This is a genomic window from Streptomyces sp. NPDC004539 (genome assembly GCF_040610055.1).
Lineage (GTDB): Bacteria > Actinomycetota > Actinomycetes > Streptomycetales > Streptomycetaceae > Streptomyces.
Genome location: NZ_JBEXLS010000004.1, coordinates 252,205 through 274,824 on the forward strand (window position 1 = coordinate 252,205; position 22,620 = coordinate 274,824).

The 22,620-nt window shown below is 71.0% G+C and carries 20 protein-coding genes; 3 read left to right on the plus strand and 17 right to left on the minus strand.

The annotated features are described in order from the left end of the window. Positions 1-124 precede the first annotated feature (124 nt). The gene (locus tag ABZX85_RS10605) at positions 125-1,435 is read left to right on the plus strand and encodes an ammonium transporter (protein WP_355864724.1); all 1,311 of its coding nucleotides are present in this window, start codon (positions 125-127) and stop codon (positions 1,433-1,435) included. Further along, positions 1,432-1,770 carry a P-II family nitrogen regulator gene (locus ABZX85_RS10610; RefSeq protein ID WP_355864727.1) on the plus strand — a complete coding sequence of 113 codons (339 nt, stop codon included), beginning with the start codon at positions 1,432-1,434 and terminating at the stop codon, positions 1,768-1,770. The genes ABZX85_RS10605 and ABZX85_RS10610 overlap by 4 nt, the downstream gene beginning before the upstream one ends. A 105-nt stretch (positions 1,771-1,875) precedes the next feature. On the opposite strand, the gene ABZX85_RS10615 is transcribed toward ABZX85_RS10610, so the two are convergent. The 15 genes from ABZX85_RS10615 to ABZX85_RS10685 all read right to left on the minus strand — a co-directional run bounded on the left by ABZX85_RS10615 (position 1,876) and on the right by ABZX85_RS10685 (position 19,486). Beyond that, positions 1,876-2,859, minus strand: a complete 984-nt coding sequence (locus ABZX85_RS10615) for a DUF916 domain-containing protein (RefSeq protein ID WP_355864730.1) — start codon at positions 2,857-2,859, stop codon at positions 1,876-1,878. Positions 2,860-2,950: 91 nt separating this feature from the next. After that, positions 2,951-4,270, minus strand: a complete 1,320-nt coding sequence (locus ABZX85_RS10620; RefSeq protein ID WP_355864733.1) for a beta-xylosidase — start codon at positions 4,268-4,270, stop codon at positions 2,951-2,953. Between the two features lie 179 nt (positions 4,271-4,449). Then, a complete protein-coding gene (locus ABZX85_RS10625; RefSeq protein WP_355864736.1) occupies positions 4,450-4,923 on the minus strand; it encodes a hypothetical protein in 474 nt (157 codons plus the stop codon). 154 nt (positions 4,924-5,077) lie between these two features. Continuing rightward, positions 5,078-5,431 carry a cytidine deaminase gene (locus tag ABZX85_RS10630; protein WP_355864739.1) on the minus strand — a complete coding sequence of 118 codons (354 nt, stop codon included), beginning with the start codon at positions 5,429-5,431 and terminating at the stop codon, positions 5,078-5,080. Positions 5,432-5,485: 54 nt separating this feature from the next. Beyond that, positions 5,486-6,883, minus strand: a complete 1,398-nt coding sequence (locus tag ABZX85_RS10635; RefSeq protein WP_355864742.1) for an SMI1/KNR4 family protein — start codon at positions 6,881-6,883, stop codon at positions 5,486-5,488. A 72-nt stretch (positions 6,884-6,955) separates the two neighbouring features. Next, complete coding sequence (locus ABZX85_RS10640) at positions 6,956-7,315, minus strand: MmcQ/YjbR family DNA-binding protein (RefSeq protein ID WP_355864745.1); 360 nt, start codon at positions 7,313-7,315, stop codon at positions 6,956-6,958. Continuing rightward, positions 7,312-8,607 carry a hemolysin family protein gene (locus ABZX85_RS10645; RefSeq protein WP_355864748.1) on the minus strand — a complete coding sequence of 432 codons (1,296 nt, stop codon included), beginning with the start codon at positions 8,605-8,607 and terminating at the stop codon, positions 7,312-7,314. Before ABZX85_RS10645 ends, ABZX85_RS10640 begins: the two co-directional genes overlap by 4 nt. Continuing rightward, positions 8,604-9,101 carry an rRNA maturation RNase YbeY gene (gene ybeY / locus ABZX85_RS10650; RefSeq protein ID WP_355864750.1) on the minus strand — a complete coding sequence of 166 codons (498 nt, stop codon included), beginning with the start codon at positions 9,099-9,101 and terminating at the stop codon, positions 8,604-8,606. Before ybeY ends, ABZX85_RS10645 begins: the two co-directional genes overlap by 4 nt. Before the next feature lie 13 nt (positions 9,102-9,114). Next, on the minus strand, positions 9,115-11,244 hold the full coding sequence (locus ABZX85_RS10655) for a PhoH family protein (protein ID WP_355864753.1): 2,130 nt from the start codon (positions 11,242-11,244) through the stop codon (positions 9,115-9,117). Positions 11,245-11,416: 172 nt separating this feature from the next. Beyond that, on the minus strand, positions 11,417-12,487 hold the full coding sequence (locus tag ABZX85_RS10660) for a PfkB family carbohydrate kinase (protein ID WP_355864756.1): 1,071 nt from the start codon (positions 12,485-12,487) through the stop codon (positions 11,417-11,419). A 302-nt stretch (positions 12,488-12,789) separates the two neighbouring features. Next, complete coding sequence (locus ABZX85_RS10665) at positions 12,790-14,079, minus strand: glucarate dehydratase family protein (RefSeq protein WP_355864759.1); 1,290 nt, start codon at positions 14,077-14,079, stop codon at positions 12,790-12,792. A gap of 147 nt (positions 14,080-14,226) precedes the next feature. Further along, complete coding sequence (locus ABZX85_RS10670) at positions 14,227-16,854, minus strand: immunoglobulin domain-containing protein (RefSeq protein WP_355864762.1); 2,628 nt, start codon at positions 16,852-16,854, stop codon at positions 14,227-14,229. 175 nt (positions 16,855-17,029) lie between these two features. Next, positions 17,030-17,566, minus strand: a complete 537-nt coding sequence (locus ABZX85_RS10675) for a hypothetical protein (protein ID WP_355864765.1) — start codon at positions 17,564-17,566, stop codon at positions 17,030-17,032. Between the two features lie 131 nt (positions 17,567-17,697). Continuing rightward, positions 17,698-18,645, minus strand: a complete 948-nt coding sequence (locus ABZX85_RS10680) for an HtaA domain-containing protein (protein WP_355864768.1) — start codon at positions 18,643-18,645, stop codon at positions 17,698-17,700. A 115-nt stretch (positions 18,646-18,760) separates the two neighbouring features. After that, complete coding sequence (locus ABZX85_RS10685) at positions 18,761-19,486, minus strand: neocarzinostatin apoprotein domain-containing protein (RefSeq protein ID WP_355864771.1); 726 nt, start codon at positions 19,484-19,486, stop codon at positions 18,761-18,763. A gap of 138 nt (positions 19,487-19,624) precedes the next feature. On the opposite strand from ABZX85_RS10685, the gene ABZX85_RS10690 reads away from it, so the two are divergent. After that, positions 19,625-20,638 (plus strand): ABC transporter substrate-binding protein, encoded by a 1,014-nt coding sequence (locus ABZX85_RS10690; RefSeq protein ID WP_355864774.1) that lies wholly within the window; start codon positions 19,625-19,627, stop codon positions 20,636-20,638. Positions 20,639-20,649: 11 nt separating this feature from the next. Here the strand turns inward: ABZX85_RS10690 and ABZX85_RS10695 are convergent, their stop codons facing one another. Together ABZX85_RS10695 and ABZX85_RS10700 are read right to left on the minus strand one after the other, a co-directional pair. Then, the gene (locus tag ABZX85_RS10695) at positions 20,650-21,639 is read right to left on the minus strand and encodes an adenosine deaminase (RefSeq protein WP_355864777.1); all 990 of its coding nucleotides are present in this window, start codon (positions 21,637-21,639) and stop codon (positions 20,650-20,652) included. A 59-nt stretch (positions 21,640-21,698) separates the two neighbouring features. Continuing rightward, on the minus strand, positions 21,699-22,610 hold the full coding sequence (locus ABZX85_RS10700; protein ID WP_355864780.1) for a ribonuclease Z: 912 nt from the start codon (positions 22,608-22,610) through the stop codon (positions 21,699-21,701). Positions 22,611-22,620 lie beyond the last annotated feature (10 nt).

Here is a 22,620-nt window from a genome sequence, read left to right on the forward strand (position 1 = left end):
AGTGACCCCGCGGTGAGTTTCCGGAAACCCGCACGCAACGAAACGCAGCCGAAACACGACCGTACGCGACCGGAAACCAGCACCGGTGAACCTCTGACGAGCCCCGACCCCGTTGGAGACCCCCGTGCCCCTCGCCGCCGCACAGGTGAACACCGGCGACACCGCCTGGCTGCTCGCCGCGACCGCCCTCGTCCTGCTGATGACCCCGGGCCTGGCCCTCTTCTACGGCGGCATGGTCCGCACGAAGAGCGTCCTCAACATGCTCATGATGAGTTTCGTGTCGATCGCCCTGGTGACGGTCGTCTGGCTGGCCGCCGGCTACTCCCTGGTCTTCGGCGACGACGCCGGCGCCGGCCTGATCGGCGACCTCGCACACGCCGGGATGGCCGGGATCACCCCGGACAGCGTCCAGGGCACCGTACCGACCCTGCTGTTCGCCACCTTCCAGCTGACCTTCGCGATCATCACGGCCGCGCTGGTCAGCGGGGCGATCGCGGACCGGGCGAAGTTCGGGGCGTGGCTGGTCTTCGTCCCCCTGTGGACGCTCCTCGTATACGTTCCGGTCGCGCACTGGGTCTGGGGGCCCGGCGGCTGGATTCTGGAGAAGCTGGGGGCGCTGGATTTCGCGGGCGGACTGCCGGTGGAGATCACCTCGGGCGCGTCCGGGCTGGCCCTCGCGATCGTCGTCGGACCGCGCCTGGGGTTCAAGCGCGACGCGATGCGCCCGCACAACCTTCCCATGGTCGTCCTCGGCGCAGGTCTCCTCTGGTTCGGCTGGTTCGGGTTCAACGCGGGGTCCGCGCTCGGTGCGAACGGGCTCGCCGCCGCCGCGTTCCTCAACACCATGGCCGCCGGCTGCACCGGGCTGCTGGGCTGGCTCTTCGTCGAACAGAAGCGTGACGGCCACCCGACGACGCTGGGCGCGGCGTCCGGCGCGGTCGCCGGGCTCGTCGCGATCACCCCGTCCTGCGGGTCCGTCTCGCTGCTGGGCGCGCTGGTCATCGGGCTGGCCGCCGGTGTCGTCTGCTCGTACGCCGTGGGCTGGAAGTTCAAGCTGAACTACGACGACTCCCTCGACGTCGTCGGCGTCCACCTCGTCGGCGGGGTCATCGGGACGCTCCTGATCGGCGTCTTCGCCGCGAGCGAGATGACCGGGGGTACTACGGGTCTCCTGTACGGGGGTGGCGTGAGCCAGCTCGGGAAGCAGGCCCTCGCGATCGTGGTCGTCGCCGTCTACGCCTTCGGTATGACGTACGGGATCGGCAAGCTGATCGACAAGGTCATGGGGTTCCGGGCCGACGAGGACCACGAGCACACCGGGCTGGACCTTACGGTGCACGCCGAGACCGCATACGATCACGGCGTCCTGGGGCACGGCGCCCCCGTCTCCCACTCCGTCCTCCCCTCCACCCAGAAGGTGACGCCGCCCGCATGAAGCTCATCACCGCGATCGTCAAGCCGTACCGCCTCGACGCGGTCAAGACGGCCCTCCAGGAACTCGGCATCCACGGCCTGACCGTGACCGAGGCCAGCGGATACGGCCGCCAGCGCGGCCACACGGAGGTGTACCGGGGCGCCGAGTACCAGATCGACCTCGTCCCCAAGGTCCGCATCGAGACGGTCGTCGAGGACGCGGACGTGGAGCCGGCGATCGAGGCGATCGTCAAGGCCGCGCAGACGGGGAAGATCGGGGACGGGAAGGTGTGGGCGGTGCCGGTGGAGACGGTGGTGAGGGTACGGACGGGGGAACGGGGCCCGGACGCGCTGTAGGTACCAACGCCGGTTGCCGCTCGGTCTTTTGTCTTTTGTCTTTCTGTCTTTTGTCTTTTAGGGGCGCGGGGAACTGCGCGACAAGCCACGACGGTGCCGCACCAGCTAGACGGCCTTCTGCGGCTCCACTGTGGCTGGTCGCGCAGTTCCCCGCGCCCCCAGGGGGCGGCTGCGCCGCCATTTGAGCAGCACCCCGGCTCCCACAATGGCCCCCACCAGTACTGCCGCGGCAGCCCACGGCACCGCCAAGAACGACGCGCTCGCCTTCTCCTCCGTGCCCGTCGCGCTCGCCGTCAGCGTCACCTTCCCCCGGTCCAACTGCGGAGCAGCACCCCAGCGTTCCGTCAGCCGGACTTTCTGCCCCGGTAGCAACTCCGCGGGCACCTTGGTCAGTTCGCGGTTCAGCAGGGTGCGGCCGAACAGTCCCGTCGCCTTCAGCTTCACCCGGGGATCGAGGGTGACGTTGCCGGTGTTGTGGAGGGTGTAGGAGACGGTGGCCGTGCTGTCGCCGAAGCCCGGGACGAGCGGGCGGTGTTGAGCGATCTGGACGTCCTCCACCGCGAGCGCGGGCAGCGAAGGACCCGTCACCTGCAAGTACACCCTCGCGCCGACCGCCCGTTGGACCCCTAGGGCAACCCCTCCCCCACCCTTCTCGACCTTCTCGTCGAGCGCGACGATCGCCCCGGGATGGTCACCGGGCTCGGCCCCTTCGGGCACGTCGATGGTGAACGGCACGGTGACGGTCCCCCGCGCCGGTACGGTGACCGAGTTCTCGGGGAGCCTGGCCCAGGAGCCGACCCCGGACATCTTCTCGCCGGCCGACTTCACGGCGAAGCCCCCGTCGCGGGCGGTGTTGTACGCGTCGGCCGCGTAGAGCCGGAACGTCATGGGCTGGTCGGTCTTGTTGGCGACGACGACCCTGTCCCGGACGGTGTGCCCGGGATCGGCGGAGACGAAGAAGTACGGCCGCGCGGAGACGGCCGTGGACGCGGGATAGACGGACCAGCTCCCGTTGTCGGCGGCCCGAGCCGGGGCCGGCGAGAACAACAGGAGCACGAACAGCGGGACCAGCCCGTACAGCTTCCGCATATGACGAACTCCCCTGGAACGAAGGGCTGTTGGACGGCTGGGCGGATGCGGACCCAGTGGGGTGGACGCCCAACCGTCTAGGCCCCGGCGCTCAGGTCAGCGTCAGGGTGAGGACGCCGGCGTAGCTGCCCGGAGGCGTGAACGCCGGTACGTCGAGGGAGAGTTGCGCGCCCGCCGTGAACTCGCCGCCCGCTCCGGTCCCGTCGGGCGTGGACGCGAGGGTGGCCCCCGCGCTGCCGACGGAACCCGCGCTGCCCGCCTGGCAGGTGCTCGGCGAGCCCGCCTTGGTCGTGCACGCCGGTGTCCAACTCAGCTTGTCCGCCGCGATCTTGGCGCCGGGCCCGGTGAAGTCGGTGACCTTGCCCGTCAGGGACCAGCCCGCGGGCCCGCCGCGGAAGTCCTTGACGGTGACGGCCTGGAGCGCGCCGGTGGACGCGTTGCCGCTGCCGAAGTCGACGGCGGAGAGCGCGACCGAATCGCCGGCCTGGGACATGGAGAGCGTCCCGGCCTTGACGGTGGCCGTCACCTTCTGGCTGCCCGGCGGTACGGGCGTGTCGTTGATGACGACGTAGGCGGCCGGTCCGGCCCCCTGGGTGTCGCTCCACGCGCTGCCTTCATAGGCGACGATCCCGGTGGTGGTGAGATCGTTGACGGTGAGCGAACCACTGATCGCGCCACTGGAGTTGGCGGTGACCGTAGCCGTGTCCTGCGTCTGGTTCGCCCCCGCGCGCCCGGCCAGCGTGACGGTCGCGCCCGCGGTGAAGTTGCTGCCGCTGACGGTGACCGCCGCACCCGGTGCGCCCGATGCCGAACCCAGGCTGATCGTCCGGGTGTTGGCAGGCGGGTTCGACGTCGCGGTGACCGTCTCCGAGACCGGCGCGGGCGGGTTGGTGACGGTGCAGGGGGTGTCCAGCTCCAGGATGTAGCTGGTGTGGATGTTGTAGTCACCGGGCGAGAGGGTGATCGCGCCGGGCGCGGTCACGGTGAACGACCCGGTCATGGAGAACGACGGGAAGGGCGCCCGGCCGGGCACCGGGTCGTTCTTCTTGGGCCCGGCGACCGTGACGCTCCCGGTCTGGGCACCGCCGAGGGTGACCTTCCCGGTCGGGGTCATGATGTCGGCCGGCAGGGCGAGGTCGGTGGGGTTGCCGGCCGCCGGGGTGACGACCGTGTAGGTGATGTTGACGGTGTCGCCGACCTTGGGCGACGTGTTGTCGGCGGTGATCTTCGCGGTGGTGGTGCCGTCGATCGGCGGGAGTCCGGCGATGGGCGGCGGGACGCAGTGCGTGGCGTAGTCCACGTTCGTCGCGGCCTGCGCCGGACAGGCGAGCGCCCCGCCCGCGCCGACCGCGAGGACGGCCGTCCCGAGCAGCGAGACCAGGCGCCGTCTTCGAGTGGGTGTGGAACCCATGGGTGCCCCCTCCTTCTCTTGGGGTGAAGGCGCAGCGGCTCTTCTGCGCCGACAGGGGGCATTGACGTGGAGGCGGGTGAAGAAGTCAATGGACTCGACGGACAAAGCTGACGGGCAGTCAGCTCCGGAACTGACTGACCGTCAACTCACTTCGCGAACGCAGAGATCCGGCCGTCGGCTCAGTCGTAGACGAACGCCGGGGTCTGCGGTCCGGTCGCCGTACAGGTGACGGTGATGCCGAAGACGACCATCACGAGGCCGCCGTTGTAGATGTCCAGCGTGTCGCCGGAGGCGACCGTGCCGTTCAACGGGCCTACGGTGATCGGGTCGTTGATGGCCATCGCCGGGTTGACCGTACCGGTGAAGACCCGGTTCGGACCCGCCGAATTCACCATCGTGAGCGTGGAGTTGATGGTGTTGGCGCCGATCGCGAGCGGCGCCTTGACCGCGGTGGTGGAGAGCTTGAGGGTGGCGGCGGTGCCAGTCTGGGTCGCCGTCAGGGTCGCCGCACCGCCGCCGAAGATGCCGCAGCTGGCGGTGAACGTGGCCGTCGTCGGGGTGACGGCGGCGGCGGTGGGGGCGAGCGCGAGCCCGGTGACCGCTAGGGCCCCGGCCAGCATTGCCGCACCTGATCCGATTCGCTTGCCTCTCATGGGGTTGCCGGCTCCTTCCCGGAGTCTGGGGAGGACGGACGGCCGAATCGGGGCGGGAGGGTGCGGACTCCGGCCCCGGTGGGGAAATCTGACGGCCCGTCGGAATCAACGGCTCCATTGATGCGTGAGAGGCGGACGAGGGCAAGGCCCCTTTTCAGCCAACGGCGAGAGTCTCCCGGACCGTGCCGTCCGGGCCCGCCACCCACACCGGCGTCCCCGCACCCCCGAGATCGCGAACGGCGGCCAGATCCTCCTCCGGCACGCCCTCCCCGGCGGTCACGACAGCCGCCGCCTCCAGCGACTCCGCGCCCGACGCCACCGCCATCGCCACCGCCGTACGCAGCGCGCTGAGCCTGAGCGACGGGAGCTCCACCGTCGCCGCCACGTACGTACGCCCCGTCTCGTCCCGCACGGCGGCCCCCTCCGGAACCCCGTTACGGGCCCGCGCGGAACGGGCCAGGGTGACGATCTTGCGGTCCTCGGGGCCGAGGGAGGTGGTGTCGGTCATGGTGAGAGCATACGAGCGGGGTAGGCGGGGTGGCTCCCCGGTAGAAGGTGCGGCTCAGTCCGGAGCCGGGCCGAGGTCGCCCTCCAGCACCGTCACAGGGATCGCGGAGCGGCCGAAGAGGCTGAGGATCTCGTACGTGAGGGCTACGAGGGCCAGGGGGTGGTGGTCCGGGCCGCCGCCACTCGTCTCGATGGACGCGGCCAGCAGACCACGCGGGACCGCGTCCGCGTCCAGGAGGGTGCGCCACTCCTCGTAGGGGAGGCGAAGGTACTCCAGGGCGCTCAGGCCGGCGATCTCCAGAGGGTCGGCGAGGGTACCCGGGTAGGCCGTGAGGGTACGCAGGCGCGGGAGGCCGGTCACGGGGGCGAGGCTGAACGGCTCGCCGTCCCACACGCCGAGGGAGAGTACTTCGAGCGCCGGGTGGGCGACAGCCTCGACGCTCCTCCCGGCGAACTCGTTGATCCGGGCGACCTCGGGCAGTTCCTCTCGCTCTCGGTACTCCTCCTCTCGCTCACCGTTCACGATCAGCTCGGTGAGGGAGTCGGCGAGCAGCACCCCGCCGATGTCCTCCTCGTGGCTCAAAAGGATGACCTGCCCCAGATGACCGCACGGCCCGGGCGTCAGGTCGACGACGATCCCGTCGCCCCCGCCGCTGTCCCCGATGGTGATCCACCCCGGCGAGCCGACGATCCTCTGCACGGAGTCGTCGGGCCTGGTCGCGACCGCCTCCATCGCCGCGAACTCCCACGGAGTCGCCCGGTTGTCCGGCTCGGCGACGAACACATGCTCCAGCCCGAAGAGTTCGAAGCCGACCGACTCGGAATGGTGCCGGGACGCCGCGAAGTCGTCGTCCGTACTCCAGTCCTCCCACCTCGCCCGCGTCACCCTGTAGAGGGCCTTCACCTCCTCCGGAAGGGTGATCCCGAGCCGCACCTCGGCGGCCACGATCTCCTCCTCGGTAACCCCGATCGCGTCGGGCAACCGCTCCCTCAGCACCCGCTCCAACTCCCCAGCGTCCGCCGAAGGCGACCGCACCGCGTCCAACACCGGCTCGGGCAGCCTGCGCCAGGGCTCGGGGACGGCGTCGTCGGCGAGGATCAGGGCGCCGCCGTGCGGGCCGTCGTAACCGGCTTCGACGTCCGGGTGCGGACCGAACAGCCGTAGCGTCGCGGCCCCTTGGGGCGTGCACTCGACGACGAACGGCACCCGCTCGACACCCGCCTCGACGAGCGCGCCGCGCAGCAGCTCGACGGCGTCCCACTCCTCCTGCATGTCCGACAGCTGGGCGGCCTGACCGCGCGGCGGCGAGACCCGGCGCACCGGCACGCTCCACGAGCCCTGGCCCACATCGCCCTGCGCGTAGCCGCCGGGGGCGGCGAGGGCCTGCGCGTTGCTCTCCCGGACCAGTTTCAGCAGCGGGGCCCAGGTGGCGAAGTCGTACAGGGCGGGCACAAGGGCCTCCGGGTGGTTCCGGGGATCATGGCGGGATCGCGAGGGTGATTATCACACCGACCCTCGCGCCCCCTACGCCCGGTCCAGCCGCAGCCGCTCCGCCCTCGGCAGACCGGCGACGACAAGGTCGTACGAGTCCTCGACCAGCTCCCGCACCAGCCGGTCCGGAAGCCCGCCCGTGAGATCGACCGTGTTCCAGTGCCGCTTGTTCATGTGATACCCGGGAGTGATGAGACCTGGGTACTCCCCCCGGAGGCGTACCGCGTCGTCGGGGTCACACTTCAGGTTGACCTTCAGCGGCTCCGCGTCGATCCAGGACAGCGCGAACATCTTGCCGCAGACCTTGAAGACGGTGATCTCCGGGGAGAACGGGAAGTCCTCGACGGCGGCGTTGAACGACAGGCACAGGGACCGGAGTCGACCGGGATTCACGCCGACTCCTTCTCGGGGTCTTCCCCCACGGGCTCCACCAGCACCGTCACGATCTTGTTCCGGCGCCCGGCGGCGGCCTCGGCGGTCAGCCGCAGCGTCCGGTCGTCCGGAAGGCGTACGACCGCGGAGGCACCGGCGATCGGCACCCGGCCCAGCGCCTTCGCGAGGAGCCCGCCGACCGTCTCGACGTCCTCGTCGTCGTACTCCTCCAGGCCGTACAGCTCGCCCAGGTCGGTGATGTCGAGGCGCGCGGTGACGCGGTGGCGGTCGTCGCCCAGGTCCTCCACCGGGGGGAGTTCACGGTCGTACTCGTCGGTGATCTCGCCGACGATCTCCTCCAGGATGTCCTCGATGGTGACGATCCCGGCCGTGCCGCCGTACTCGTCGATGACGACGGCGACGTGGTTGCGGTCCTGCTGCATCTCGCGCAGCAGGTCGCCCGCGTTCTTCGTGTCGGGGACGAAGGCGGCCGGGCGCATCGCCGTCGAGACGAGGTCGGACTCGGTCTCGCGGCTGATGTGCGTCTTGCGGACCAGGTCCTTGAGGTAGACGATGCCGACGATGTCGTCCTCGCTCTCCCCCGTGACCGGTATCCGGGAGAACCCCGACCTCAGCGCCAGGGTCAGCGCCTGACGGATCGTCTTGTACCGCTCGATGACCACGAGGTCGGTCCTCGGGACCATGACCTCGCGTACGAGGGTGTCGCCCAGCTCGAAGACGGAGTGCACCATCCGGCGCTCGTCGTCCTCGATGAGCGACTCCTTCTCCGCGAGGTCGACCAGCGCGCGCAGCTCCGCCTCGGAGGCGAACGGGCCGCGCCGGAAGCCCTTGCCGGGGGTGAGGGCGTTGCCGATGAGGATCAGCAGGCTGGGGATCGGGCCCATGATCCTGGCCAGCGGCAGCAGGACGTACGCCGCCGCCGTGGCCGTGTTCAGCGGGTGCTGGCGGCCGATCGTGCGCGGGGAGACGCCGACCGCGACGTACGAGACGAGGACCATCACGCCGATCGCGGTCAGCAGCGCCGCCCAGGTCTCGGCGAACTCCTGGAGGCAGGCGTACGTCACGAGCGCGGCGGCGGCCATCTCGCAGGCCACCCGGACCAGCAGCGCGACGTTCAGATAGCGGGTCGGGTCGGCCGCGACCTGCGCGAGGCCCGCGCTGCCCCGGCGGCCCGACTTGACGGCCTCCTCGGCCCGGAAGCTGGACACGCGCGCGAGGCCCGCCTCCGCGCAGGCGGCGAGCCAGGCGACGACGACCAGGGCGACGGCACCCGCGACGAGCTGGGCGGTCATGAGACGGTCGGCGCGGGCGAGGGGCCCGTGAGGCCCTTCTCCGACCGCCAGCCGTCCACGATCGCCGCCTGGAGGCCGAACATCTCGGCCTTCTCGTCGGGCTCCTCGTGGTCGTAGCCCAGCAGGTGCAGCACTCCATGGACGGTGAGGAGCTGGAGCTCCTCGTCCATGGAGTGCCGGGTGGGCGCCTCGTCCCCCTGCTTCTTCGCGACCTCCGGGCAGAGCACGATGTCACCGAGGAGGCCCTGCGGGGGCTCCTCGTCGTCCTTGCTCGGCGGACGCAGCTCGTCCATGGGGAACGACATCACGTCCGTCGGTCCGGGCAGGTCCATCCACTGGATGTGGAGCTGCTCCATCGCGTCGGCGTCCACGACGATCACCGACAGCTCGGACAGCGGGTGAATCCGCATCCGGGCCAGCGCGTAGCGGGCGATGTCGAGGATCGCCTGCTCGTCGACCTCGGTTCCGGACTCGTTGTTGACGTCGATCGACATGGCGCTGGTTTCGCTACTTCCGCTTGGGCCGGCCGCCCTTGTGGCCGCCGTTCTCCGTACCGTTCTCGCTGTCGTACTTCTCGTACGCGTCGACGATACGGCCCACCAACTTATGTCTCACGACATCCTGCGACGACAACCGCGAGAAGTGCACGTCGTCCACCCCCTCCAGAATGTCCTGCACCTGCCGCAGCCCACTCTTCGTCCCACTCGGCAGGTCGACCTGCGTCACGTCACCGGTGATGACGATCTTCGAGTCGAACCCCAGCCGCGTCAGGAACATCTTCATCTGCTCGGCGGAGGTGTTCTGGGCCTCGTCGAGAATGATGAAGGCGTCGTTCAGGGTGTTGTGCGTCAGCAGGTAGTCCGTGGTGACGTACAGCGAGTCCTCCGCCGCCACCTGGATGCAGACGGTCTCCTCCCGGCCCGCCGGTTCGATCGAGTCGATGAACCGCATCGGCCGTCCGCCACCTCCGGCCGCGAGGTACTTGTCGCGTTTGCGGGCGAGGCGGAAGGGTTCGATGTCTTCGGGGAGGCGGATGTCGATGATGTGGGCGTCATGACGGTGCACACCCAGCGCGTTACCCCGGTCCCGTCCCTCCGCAGTACGGCGTCGGGTGTACGCGACCCCGCCGAGCGACTGCACGAGGGAGATCACGTCGTCGCGGAGCATGATCGACGTCGTCGAGTACTGGACGCGGCACGTCCGGTCCTTCTGCGTGACCGGGCCGCCGTCGGAGTCCAGCAGTCCCTGAAGCACCGCGAGCCGTACCTCGGCGGAGTTGTACAGGTAGGCGTCCGGCACGAACTTGGTGTGCGAACGGGTCCGCAGGAGATCGAGTTCACGCAGGACGCGGGTGACCGGGTTCTCCAGCGTGACGACGTCCCCGGGAGACTTGATCCGGTTGAGGACGTAGTCCGGCCCGCCCCTGTGCCGTACCCGCACACCGGGCAGGACCGATTCCAGGGAGACCGCCAGTTCGGGGTCCTCCGTGGAGAACGAGGGCGTGGTGGAACCGGTCAGGCAGCCGTCGCCCAGCAGCAGTCCCAGCGCGTAGGGGTCCATGGGGACCTCCTGCTCCGGGAAGCACACCGGTGCCGTGAGCATCGGGAGTTCGTACCGGCGTGCGTGCGCCGCGCGCAGGTTGCCGATCATCTCCTGCGTCTCCAGGACCCGCCACGGCTTGTCACGGCGCTTGTCGTCGCGCGTACGGACGGTCCAGAGGTGCTCGCCGCAGGCCAGGGTCCAGGAGCCGTCCTGGGCCGTGACGCGGTAGATGTCCTTCTCGCCCTGCGGATAGACGCCCAGAACCGGGGTGGGTTCGCCGTTGGAACCGACGACCAGGTCACCGACCTGGAGGTCCCCGATGGGACGCCAGCCGTCCGGCGTGAGGACGTTCGTGAAGACAGGTTGTGCACGGCCACGCATATATGCCAGCGGCGCCACCTCGATCGTCCCCGCCGCCATCAAGCGCGGGATCGAGTCGGGGTCGAGCATGTCGTGGAGGGCGTCGTACAGGGGGCGGAGGTAGGGGTCGATCTTTTCGTAGAGGGTGCCGGGGAGGAAGCCGAGGCGTTCGCCGGCCTCGACCGCCGGGCGGGTCAGGATGATGCGGTTGACCTGTTTGGACTGGAGGGCCTGGACGGCCTTGGCCATGGCGAGGTAGGTCTTGCCGGTGCCCGCCGGGCCGATGCCGAAGACGATGGTGTGCTTGTCGATGGCGTCGACGTAGCGCTTCTGGTTGAGGGTCTTGGGGCGGATGGTGCGACCGCGCGAGGACAGGATGTTCTGTGTGAGCACTTCGGCCGGGGTCTCCTGGCCGTCGCTCGTCCCGTTCTCGCTCGCCCGCAGCATGGCGATCGAGCGTTCCACTGCGTCCTCCGTCATCGGCTGCCCGGTGCGGAGCACCAGCATCATCTCGTCGAACAGGCGCTGGATCAGGGCGACTTCACGTTCGTCGCCGACAGCGCTGATCTCGTTGCCCCGGACATGGATGTCGGCCGCCGGGAAGGCCCTCTCGATCACGCGCAGGAGGGAGTCGCCGGAACCCAGCAAAGCCACCATCGGGTGCTGGGCGGGGACAGTGAACTGTGCTCTCGCCTTCCCCTGCGCGGGGGTCTGGGCTGTGGGTGTCTGCGTCATAATCCGGCCCGCAGGGCCTGTACGTCCTCCCGAACGCGTCTCGCCTGCCACAAGGGCGGCCTGGCGTTTTCCAGACTACGCCCTGCCACTGACAACGCCGTAGGGCTTTTCGTACGGTCGCACCGCACGCGCGCGAGGGGGATCGCCCCGCGGCCCCGCGCGCGTGCGCGGCTCACGCCGAGCGTCTGAATCCGATCGTCGGTACGGCCCTGCGCAGCGGCCACGGCCGCACGTCCCCGCCCGGCAGCAGCCCCTCCAGGAACGCGTACCGGCGCAGCGCCTCGGGGTCCTGGCCCGCCACGGACCGCACCTCGCGCCACCACGCGGCGATCTCGGCCCAGCCGGGCGCGGAGAGGGAGCCGCCGAACTCCTGGACGGAGAGGGCGGCGGTGAGGCCGGCGAAGGCGAGGCGGTCGGCGAGGGGCCAGCCGGCGAGCGTGCCGGTGACGAAGCCGGCGACGAAGACGTCCCCCGCGCCGGTGGGGTCGAGTGCCTCGACGGCGATCGCGGGGACCTCGGCGGTCTCGCCGGTGCGCCGGTCGACCGCGTACGCGCCCTGCGCGCCGAGGGTGACGACCGCGAGCGGTACGTGGTCGGTGAGGGCGTGGGCGGCCTCGCGGGGGCACTCCGTGCGCGTGTAGCGCATCGCCTCCTCGGCGTTCGGGAGGAACGCCTCGCAGTGCTCCAGGTCGGGGAGGCTCGCGAGGTCCCAGGCGCCGGTGTCGTCCCAGCCGACGTCGCCGAAGACGCGGGTGCCCTTGGAGGCGGCCTGGGCGATCCAGGGTTCGCGGCGGCCGGGGGTGAGGGAGGCGACCGCCGCGCGGGCGGGCGGGGGGCAGTCGGGGAGGGGTTCCTCGGGGGGTGCGGCGTGGCCGTGGGAGACCATCGTGCGTTCGCCCTCGTAGGCCATCGAGACGGTCACCGGGGAGTGCCAGCCGGGGACGGTGCGCGAGGGGGTGAGGTCGATGCCCTCGCCCTGTTCGAGGGCGTCCCAGCAGTACTCGCCGTAGTGGTCGTCGCCGAAGGCCGCCGCGAGGGACGTCCGGAGGTTGAGGCGGGCGAGGGCGGTCGCCATGTTGGCCACGCCGCCGGGGCTGGAGCCCATGCCCCGGGCCCAGGACTCGGTGCCGCGCACGGGTGCGGACTCCAGGCCCGTGAAGATGATGTCCAGGAAGACGGTCCCGGTCAGATAGACGTCGCACGCCGGATCGTCGGGGCTCCGTACGGCCGCCAGCGGGTCCACCGGACACTGCCGGCCCCCACGGCTCCTGCTCCTCTGTACGGTCTCTCCTGCCGACGCGTCGGACGGGCTCACTGTGCGCTCCCTGCGAGTGGTGCCGATCCAGCACCCCGCATCCCGGGTACGCCCCCACGGCGGTGCGTCCTCGCGAGTGTGCCGATCCGGCCAGTGTGCACCACCCCACCGACAACACCGTCCACAACAGGGCCGCGTCCGGCGCCCTGTACGCGCGCGTGCCTGCCGGATCGCCCTGCACGCGCGTGTGCCCCCCGGAATCGCTCCACGCGCGCGTGCCCCTCAGGAACTCACCAGCGCGGTACGGCGGGCGTCTGCCACCCCGGTTCCGCCACCCGCATCGCGGCGGTGTCGTCGCGGTCGCGGAGGGTGCCGTCGTCGTCCAGCCAGCGCTGGTGGAGGAAGGCGAGGCGGTCGGGGTCGAGGGTGATGCCGAGGCCGGGGGTGTCGGTGACGGTGACCTTGCCGGCGTCGAAGGTGAGGCGTTCGGTGAGGACGTCCTCGGACTGCCAGGGGTAGTGGGAGTCGCAGGCGTGGTGGAGGTCGGGGACGGTCGCGGCGACGTGGGTCATGGCGGCGAGGGAGATCCCGAGGTGGGTGTTGGAGTGCATGGAGATGCCGACGCCGAACGTGCGGCAGACCGCGGCGAGCCGCTGGGTGTTGCGCAGCCCGCCCCAGTAGTGGTGGTCGGAGAGGACGACCTGGACGGCGCCCCGGGTGAACGCCTCGGGGATCTCGGCGAACGTCGTGACGCACATGTTCGTCGCGAGCGGGACGTCCGTCCGCGCGGCGACCTCGGCCATCGCGTCGGTCCCGAGCGCCGGGTCCTCCAGGTACTCCAGGACGTCACCGAGCTCCTTGGCGACCGTCAGCGACGTCTCGACGGACCACGCCCCGTTGGGGTCGAGCCGCAGCGGATGCCCGGGGAACGCCTCGGCGAGCGCGCGGATCGCGGCGATCTCCTCCTCCGGCGCGAAGACACCGCCCTTGAGCTTGAACGACGTGAACCCGTACCGCTCGGTGAACTTCCGCGCCTGCTCGACGATCCCGGCGGGGTCGACGGCGGCCCCCCAGTCGTCCCGCTCGGCCGCCACGCCCGCGGGATGCCCGGCCCACTTGTAGAACAGGTACGCGCTGTACTCGACGGCGTCCCGCACCTTCCCCCCGAGCAGCGCGTGCACGGGCAGCCCGAGCGCCTTGCCGAGCGCGTCGAGGCAGGCGACCTCGAAGCCGGAGACGACGGACAGCCGCAGCTTGTCCGCGGTCTGCACGCCCCGCAGCCCGCCGACGTCCACCTGGTCGACGACCCGGTCCCGGTCGACGTCCACCCCGTTCATCACCGTGAACAGCCCGTTGTGGTCGGCGACGGACCGCCCGACGAGCCGTTCGGCGAAGGGCCGGGCCAGCTCCAGGTACTTGGTGTCCCCGTAGGTCTCCCCGAGCCCGGTCGTCCCGTCCGCCGTGACGACCTCGATGATCAGGCGGGGGGTGTACGGCTGGTGCACGCCCTGCGTGTTCAGCAGCGGCGGGTCGGCGACCAGGATCGGCGTGAGGCGTACGTCGGTGATCGTGAGGTCCACCTGGTCATCTCCCTTTCCAGCCGTCATCCATATACAAAGACAGAGGTTAGGTACGTGAACGAGAGCCGTCAATGCCGCGCCCCGCGGAAAAAGAGGGGGCGGGCCCCGCGCCGACGCACGGAACCCGCCCCCTCCGAGGAACGCCCTCTACTTCACGGCCCGGGCCCGCCGCATCGCGTACACACCCGCCGCCGTCAGCAGCGCCGCGAGCCCCGCGACCAGCCCGACGGTCGCCCCGGTGGAGGCGAGGCTCCCCCCGGCGGTCGTAGTACCTCCGGCGGAGGACCCGGACGACGACGCCGACCCGTCGGTGGACCCCGTAGTACCCGTAGTACCAGTGGTACCCGTAGTACCCGAGTCACCCCCGGTGGACCCCGTAGTACCCGTACCCCCCGTAGTACCCGTCTCCGGGTCCGTCTCCACCGGCGCCTGTCCGACGAAGCTCACCGGCACCTTGACGTCCTGCGACCGGTCCCCCGAGAGCGTGTGGTCCGCCCGGGTCGCCAGCACGCACGTCACCTTGAAGCAGTCGGTGTACTCGTCCTTGGCGTCGACGGTCAGCTCGACGGAGAACGTCCCCCCGTCCCCGTAGGGCTTCGCCAACTCCTTGCCGTAGTCCGGCGGGTTGGAGGAGATCCACGCCGACGAGTGCGACGCGCCGCTCATGTCGACGCCCCCGATGCACGGTGTCGGCAGCTGCCCTGCGCCGTTGTCGACGCAGAGGGCGACGTAGATGCCCTTCTCCTCGTCGTACCCGGAGCCGGTGACCTTGACGGTCTGCTTCTCGACGGCCAGGTTGTTGACCGGCGTGACGGTCAGCTTCTGCCCCGAGGCGCCGGTGACGGTGCGGGTGCCGGACGGTTCGTCCGTCCCCGGCGACTCCCCGCCGCCGTTCGTAGCCCCGCCGTCCGTGCTCCCGGCCGCGGTGACCGTCAGCGTGAACTCCGAACTCCGCGTCGTACCCGCCGTGTTGGAGAACACGACCCGGTAGCGGTAACCGTCCTGCGCGGCGCGCGCGGTGAACGTGTACGTGTTGGCCGTGGCCCCCGCGATCGCGTTCCAGGTCTGGCCCCCGTCGGGGCTGACCTCCCACTTGAGGGCCGGCGCGGGCACCCCGTCGGCGGCGGCGACGAAGGTGACGGCGTCCCCGGCGGTGACGGTCTGGTCGGTCGGGGTCTGGGTGACCTTCGGGGAGACCCGCAGGTCCAGCTTGACGACCTTGCTCTCCGCGTACTTGGTGAGGTAGACGGAGGTCGCGCCGGGTGTCACCGCGACGCCCGCGTAGATCGTCCCGGCGATGCTGCCCGGCAGGGCGACCGGCGCGGCGGCCTGCTCGAAGGTCGCGCTGTCGAGGATCTGGAGCGCCCCGGTGCCGTCGGCGCCTTCGGCGGCGGTGCCGTAGTCCTCGCGCAGGACGAACGCGCGTCCGGTGGTCTTGTCGAAGGCCATCGCGAGCGGACGGTCCTTCGCGGTGAGCGTCTTGAGCAGGACGCCGTTCTTGTCGAGGACGAGGACGTTGTCGTCGACCGCCACCCACACGTTGCCGTTCGCCGGGTCGGTCTCGACGAAGTAGACGGAGCCGGTGGGGAGTTCGGCGGTCGCGGTGACGGTGAACGCGGCGGACTTCGTGTCGACGCGCCGCAGCACCTTCTTGCCGTCGGCCGAACCGACCGACCAGGCCACGCCGTTGACGGTGTCGACGCCCAACTGGGCGCCGCCTTCGAGGGAGACGGTCCGCTTGACCGTGCCGGTGAGGGTCTCGATCTCGGAGAGGGTCGCGCCCTGGGCGACGAGGACGGTCGAGGCGGTGGCGGGCCCGGTGCCGGTGACGGTCGAGCCGGTCAGCCAGGTGCCCTCGGCGCGCGCGTCGCCGTCCTTGGCGGTGGCGAGGCCGCGCAGCGGGAAGTGGAAGGAGACGCCGTCGCCGGCGAGCGGGGCGATGATCTGCCGGACCACGCGCGCGGCGAGCGTGCCGCCCGAGCCGGGTGCCTGGGCGATGTGGCTGAGGAGTTTGCCGGTGGCCGGGTCGAGGGCGTACAGGCCCTGTTCGGCGATGTCGGCGGTGTCGGGGATGTTGTCCGAACCGACGTACAGCTTCCCCGAGTCGGGGTGGACCAGGAGGTCCAGGGGGCGGCCCGCGGTGGTGAACTCGGCGCCCTGGACGTAGCTGACGGTCCCGGCCGGGACGTCGACGCCGTCGCCGCCGTCCTCGCCGCCGCCGGGGTCCTGGCCCTCGAAGGTGACGGGTATGCGGACGTCCTGGGAGCGGTCGCCGGGGGCCTTGTGGTCGACGCGGGTGACGACGGAGCAGGTGACCTGCGTGCAGTCGAGGCCGCCGTCCTTGGCCTTGATGTCGAGTTGGACGTCGAAGGTGCCGCCCGCGCCCCACTTCTCGGCGACGCCGGCCGGGGCGTCGGTCGAGTCGGCGGGGACGATCCACTTGGAGGCGCCGCTGCCGCCGGTCTGGTCGGCGCCGCCGAGGCAGGGCGTGGGGATGCGGTTGTCGCCGTTGTCCTTGCAGAGCGCGACGTACACGCCCTTGGTGACGTCGTACCCGGACCCGGTGACCCGCAGGGTCTCCCCCGCCGGGTCGAGGTTCGCGGAGGCGGAGACGGTGAGGCGCTGGCCGTCCTTGCCGAGCGCGGTTCTGGGGGTGTCGGCGGCCTGCGCGGCCGGACCCACCGTGACCGCTGTCGCCGTCGCGGCCACGAGAGCCGCCGCGCCGAGCAGCGCCGCGGGCCGCCGCAGCCGCCGGGCGGGGGTGTCGTCTGTCATGGGAGTTTCCTCGCTGGTCGGGGTGTACGCCCCGGGGTTGAGGTGGTTGACGTGCGGATACGGGCCGACCGGGTGGGGCGGTCGGCCCGTACTACCCGTAGTACCGAGGGGCACCCCGCAGCAGGCGCCCCTCGGAGTTCCGGAGTACTGAAGGAGTACTGGGGACTGCTGAGGACTACTGGAAGCTGATCGGCACGTGGACGTCGTAGTTGCGGTCGTTCGTGTCGAAGTGGTCCGCGCGGGTCACGACGGCGCACTCGACGTCCTGGCCGCAGACGCTGCCGTCCTCCAGCGTGGCCTTGACGAAGATGTTCACGCTGAAGGTGCCGCCGGCGGCGAACTTGGAGCTGTTGGCGAAGAGGCCGCCGAAGGTGTTGTTGATCCAGTGCGAGGCGCCGGTGGAGCCGGACTCGTCCTGGCCGCCGAGGCAGGGGGTCGGCTTGTTGACGCCGGCCGCGCCGTCGACGACACACAGGCCGACGTAGATGCCCTGGGAGGTGTTGTAGCCGGAGCCGGTGACGGTGATGACCTGGCCGGCGGCGGAGGCGCTGTCCGGCGAGGTGAGGGAGAGGTTGTAGGTGGTGCCGCCGTCGGTGACCGTGCGGGTGGCGGTCGCGGCGGAGGCGGAGGTGGCCAGGCCCAGGGTGAGCGCGGACGCGGCGGCGACGGCGAGACCGGCGCGGGCGACGGTGCGGGCGGAGGCGACTCTCATGGGGGAGACCCTTCTGATCGGTTCAAGCCCGACTGGCTTGAACTTAGGTAAGGCTAACCTAAGTACGATCTTCGGTTGTTTGTCAATGGGAGGTAAAGCGCGGGTAGTTGGCGAACCGGGGCGCACGGGACTCAGCCCGCCGGTTCGGTCACCTCGAACTCGGCTCCCAGCACGGCCTGTTCACCGGTCACGGCCGTCACCTCGACGGCGTGCGCGCCCTGCGCCGCGTTGTCGTACACCGGGAAGTCCTGGGCGAACCGCCCGTCCTCGCCGGCCACCGCCTGGTACCGCGTGTCCCCGTCGATCGCGACGAGCAGGACCGCGCCGGGGGCGAACCCCTCGCCGGTGAGCCGCTGTTGACCACCGGCCGCGAGGGCCGGGTGCGCGAGGGACACGGCGGCCGGCCCAGCGGACGCCTCTTCCGACGACGGCGTCACCACCCCCGACGAGGCCCCCGACGGCGACGGCGTGGGGCTCGCGGCCGGTGCCCCGACAGGCTCTTCGGCAACCCCGGCGCCGACCGTCACGTCGAACACCCCGAGCCCGTCTCCGGCCGCGAACTCCCGCCCGCTCCAGGAGGACAGCAACGCGGCCCCCTCCTCGGAGAGTTCGGCCCGCAGCCCGGCCCACGTCACGGCGCTCTCCCGGACGACGGGACCGGCTCCTCGCGCCGCCACCTCGGCCAGCGTCACCTCACGGGCCCGCCCGTCCAGCGCCGTACGCGCCCGGAGGGTGCCCTCGCTCCCGGTGAGCCGGAGCGTCAACCCGGCGAGGACCAGGGGCTGTTGCCCGGTGGCGCCGGCCAGCCGGACGGCGCCGCCCAACTGGACCTCCCCCGTGGCCCGTTCGGCGTCGAGGCCGCCGCCGACGGCTGGGAAGGACGCGCTCGCCGCGTCGACGGCGGGTTTCGTCACGCCGAACGACACGCCCCGCACCGCGAGTTCACCTTCGGCGCCGGACCAGGCGGCCCGCCCTTCGGTGATCGCGTCGGGGCCGTCCTGCGCGGCGAACGCGCCGGGGCCGCCGAGTGTGAGCAGGGCGCCGGTCGCCAGGGAGACGACGGCCGTTCTCTTCGCCATGTTCCGTTCCCCTCGGGGATGTTGAGTGGGGATATTGAGTTCTGGATCAGTGAGGTGACGTGCCGTCAGGCGACCGTCGTCAGGCAACAGAGCCGCCAGGCAGCGGCGGCCGTCGTCAGGCAGCGGTGGCCCTGCGGCGTCGCGCCCAGACCCACGCCCCGCCCCCGGCCGCCAGCAGCCCCGCCGAGGCGAGCCCGAGCGGCAGTGCGAGACCGGAGCCGGTGCTGGCCATGGAGCCGGACGACTCGGACGTCACGGAACCGGTCGACCCGCCGGTGGAGGCCGTGGCGGAGGCCGACGGAGTGGTGCTCGGCGCGGTCGAACTCCCGCCCGTGGTGCCGGAGTCGGCGGTCCCGAAGGTGACCGGAATCCGGACCGTCTGGCTCTGGTCGCCGCCGCGCGTGTGGTCGTTGCGCGTGATGACCGCGCACGTGACCCCGGCCGCCGTGCAGTCGGTGTTGGCGTCCTTCGCGCGCACCTTGAGCTGGACGCTGAAAGTCCCCTGCTTCCCGCTGCCGCCATAGGGTTTGGCGAGCCCCTCGCCGTAGGACGGCGGGTTGGAGGAGACCCAGACGGAGGCGCCGGACTCGCCGGACATGTCGACGCCGCCGACGCAGGGCGTGGGGGTCTTGCCGGGGCCGTTGTCGACGCAGAAGGCGACGTAGATGCCCTTCTCCGTGTTGTAGCCGGTGCCGCTGACGGTCACCGTCTCGCCCGCCGCGGCCAGGCCGGACGTCTTGGACACGGTGAGTTTCTGGCCCTCGGGACCCGAGGCCGAACCGCTCGCCGCGAAGGCCGTCGGGGCGGTCACGAACAGCGCCGCGACCGCGAGAGAACACACAACTCCGTGGCCGCGCAAGCCACTTGCCGATGTCATGAAACCACCCCCACCAGGCGAAACTAAGGACAGCCTAACCTAAACTAAGTTTCAAGGGACTGTAAAGCACCGAACTGCCCGGCATCACGGAGAGGAAAGACCATGCGGAGACGACTGGCCGCCCTGGGGGCGGGCCTCGCGCTGCTGACGGCGGCCTGCGGCACGGGCGGCGGAAGCGCTGCCCAGGAGGCACCGAAGACGGCGAGCGCGCGGGCCGCCGCGGCGGTGGAGCGGCTCGCCGAGAACACCGTCGTCCCGCTCGAAGGCGCCGCCCCCGCACCGGAGTTGCCGGTCACGGTCGACTCCTCGGACGGCCGGAAGGTGACCGTCACGGACGCCTCGCGGATTCTGCCGCTGAACGGCGGTGTCGCGGAGATCGTGTTCACGCTCGGACTCGGGAAGAACGTCGTCGGCCGGGACATCACCGCGACGTTCGAGGAGGCGAAGAAGCTCCCGCAGGTCACCAAGGCGCACGACGTGAGCGCGGAGAGCGTGCTGTCGCTGCGGCCGACGGTCGTGCTCGCCGACACCGACACCGGGCCCAAGGAGGCGATCGACCAGATCCGCGACGCCGGGGTCCCCGTCGTCGTCCTCGAACCGGCGACGAAGCTGGCCGACGTGACGACGCGGACGACCCGGATCGCGGCGGCGCTCGGTGTGCCGGACGCCGGGAAGGCGCTCAACTCACGGATGGAGAAGGAGCTTTCGCAGGCTCGGGCGGGGGTGCCGGAGGGCAGCAGGCCGAAGGTCGCGTTCCTCTACATGCGGGGCAGCGCGGCCGTCTACCTGATCGGCGGCAAGGGGTCCGGCGCGGACTCGCTGCTGGCGGCGGCGGGCGCCGAGGACGCGGGGGTGGCCGCCGGGTTCACCCGCCCGTTCACGCCGATCACCACCGAGGCCCTCGCCCAGGCGAGCCCCGACGTCATCCTGATGATGACGAAGGGACTCGACTCGGTCGGCGGTCTGGACGGCCTGCTCCAGGTCCCCGGGATCGCCCAGACCCCGGCCGGTATGAACAAGCGGGTCGTCGACATGGAGGACGGCGTCCTGCTGAGCTTCGGCCCGCGCACACCGCTCGTCATCGACATCCTGGTGGACAAGATCCACCGGAGCTGAACCACCAAGAATCAGAACACGTACGCCTCGACCTCCGCGAGGTACCGGGCCCGCCGCTCCTCGTCGTCCTCCAGGAACGACGCGACGAACGAGTTGCGGGCCAGCTCGCGCAACTGCTCCTGCTTCAGCCCGAGTTGCTCGTACACCGCGTCGAAGTTATCGCCCGCGTACCCCCCGAAGTACGCGGGGTCGTCGGAGTTGACCGTGCACAGCAGGCCGGCGTCCAGCATCGCGGGCAAGGGGTGGTCGGCGAGGGTGTCGACCGCCCGCAGCCGTACGTTGGACAGCGGGCACAGCGTCAGCGGGACCCGGTCGCGCACCAGCCGCTCCACCAGCGCCGGGTCCTCCACGCAGCGCAGCCCGTGGTCGATCCGCTCCACGCCGAGGACGTCGAGGGCCTCCGTGATGTACGCGGCCGGGCCCTCCTCCCCCGCGTGCGCCACCCGGCGCAGCCCCAGCGCGGCAGCCGCCTCGTACACCTCGCGGAACTTCACCGGCGGGTGGCCGACCTCGGCGGAGTCGAGACCGATACCCGTAATACGGTGGAGGTACGGCCCCGCCGCCTCCAGGGTCTCCATCGCCGACTCGGCGGACTCGTCCCGCAGGAAGCACATGATCAGCCGGGTCGAGACCCCGTGCCGCGCCTCACTCTCGCCGAGCGCCCGCCACAGCCCCTCGACGACCGTGCCCATCTCGACGCCGCGCGCGAGGTGCGCCTGCGGGTCGAAGAAGATCTCCGCGTGCCGGACGCCCTGCGCGGCGGCCCGCGCGAGGTAGGCGTCCGCGAGGTCCGCGAAGTCCTGTTCCGTGCGCAGCACCGCCATCAGCGCGTAGTACAGGTCCAGGAACGACTGGAGGTCCTCGAAGTCGTACGCCCGCCGCAGCGCCTCGGTGTCCGCGTACGGCAGCGTCACGCCGTTGCGGGCGGCCAGCGCGAACGCCAGCTCCGGTTCGAGGGTGCCTTCGATGTGCAGGTGCAGTTCAGCTTTGGGGAGGGGCATCGAAGTATCGTACGCCCGCTCAGGCGCCGATTCGAAAAGCGCCGCCCGCTCCCGGGGCTTCACCGGCGCTTCGGCACCGGCACCCTCAGGAGGTCCCGGGCGACGCTCAGCTCGCCCTCGAAACCGGCCGCCCGCGCCTGGCGCTCGAACTCCTCGGGGTCGGTGTAGCGCTGGCTGAAGTGGGTGAGGACGAGGTGGCGGACCCCGGCGTCCCGGGCGACTGCCGCCGCCTGACCTGCCGTCAGGTGTCCGTGGTCGGCGGCGAGTTGGGCGTCCTCGTCGAGGAACGTCGACTCGATGACGAGCATGTCGCAGCCCTCCGCCAGCACGTGCACGCCCTCGCAGAGCCGGGTGTCCATCACGAACGCGAACCGCTGTCCCCGCCTCGGCTCGCTCACGTCGTCCAGCGTGACGCCCCCGAGGACGCCCTCCCGCTGGAGCCGTCCGACGTCCGGGCCCTTGATGCCGTGGGCGGCGAGGCGCTCCGGCAGTATCCGGCGGCCGTCCGGTTCGGCGAGGCGGTACCCGTACGACTCCACGGGGTGGGAGAGGCGGTGCGCCTCCAGGGTGTACGACGGCGTCTCGGCGACCGTGAGCAGACCGGCGCCCGCGACGGGTTCTTCCGTGATGCCGACCGTCTCCCGATAGGCGGTCGCGTAGCGGAGCCGGTCGAAGAACCGCTGCCCGGAACGCGGATAATGGGCGACGACGGGATGCGGAACCTGATCGAGATTGACCCGCTGAATCACCCCGGCGAGCCCCAGTGAATGATCCCCGTGGAAATGGGTCACACAGATCCGGTTCAGGTCGTGCGCCGCCACCCCGGCCCGCACCATCTGCCGCTGGGTCCCCTCACCGGGGTCGAAGAGAATCCCCTCGGAATCCCAGCGCAGCAGATACCCGTTGTGATTGCGGTGCCGGGTCGGAACCTGACTCGCCGTCCCCAGCACCACCAATTCGCGTACAGACACTTTCCAGCCT

Coding starts and splice junctions, on each gene's coding strand:
- ABZX85_RS10615 (WP_355864730.1), bottom strand. CDS start 2,859: ATGCGGAAGCTGTACGGGCTGGTCCCGCTGTTCGTGCTCCTGTTGTTC.
- ABZX85_RS10655 (WP_355864753.1), bottom strand. CDS start 11,244: ATGACGCAGACACCCACAGCCCAGACCCCCGCGCAGGGGAAGGCGAGA.
- ABZX85_RS10620 (WP_355864733.1), bottom strand. CDS start 4,270: ATGGGTTCCACACCCACTCGAAGACGGCGCCTGGTCTCGCTGCTCGGG.
- ABZX85_RS10690 (WP_355864774.1), top strand. CDS start 19,625: ATGCGGAGACGACTGGCCGCCCTGGGGGCGGGCCTCGCGCTGCTGACG.
- ybeY (WP_355864750.1), bottom strand. CDS start 9,101: ATGTCGATCGACGTCAACAACGAGTCCGGAACCGAGGTCGACGAGCAG.
- ABZX85_RS10695 (WP_355864777.1), bottom strand. CDS start 21,639: ATGCCCCTCCCCAAAGCTGAACTGCACCTGCACATCGAAGGCACCCTC.
- ABZX85_RS10645 (WP_355864748.1), bottom strand. CDS start 8,607: ATGACCGCCCAGCTCGTCGCGGGTGCCGTCGCCCTGGTCGTCGTCGCC.
- ABZX85_RS10630 (WP_355864739.1), bottom strand. CDS start 5,431: ATGACCGACACCACCTCCCTCGGCCCCGAGGACCGCAAGATCGTCACC.
- ABZX85_RS10670 (WP_355864762.1), bottom strand. CDS start 16,854: ATGACAGACGACACCCCCGCCCGGCGGCTGCGGCGGCCCGCGGCGCTG.
- ABZX85_RS10610 (WP_355864727.1), top strand. CDS start 1,432: ATGAAGCTCATCACCGCGATCGTCAAGCCGTACCGCCTCGACGCGGTC.
- ABZX85_RS10625 (WP_355864736.1), bottom strand. CDS start 4,923: ATGAGAGGCAAGCGAATCGGATCAGGTGCGGCAATGCTGGCCGGGGCC.
- ABZX85_RS10675 (WP_355864765.1), bottom strand. CDS start 17,566: ATGAGAGTCGCCTCCGCCCGCACCGTCGCCCGCGCCGGTCTCGCCGTC.
- ABZX85_RS10680 (WP_355864768.1), bottom strand. CDS start 18,645: ATGGCGAAGAGAACGGCCGTCGTCTCCCTGGCGACCGGCGCCCTGCTC.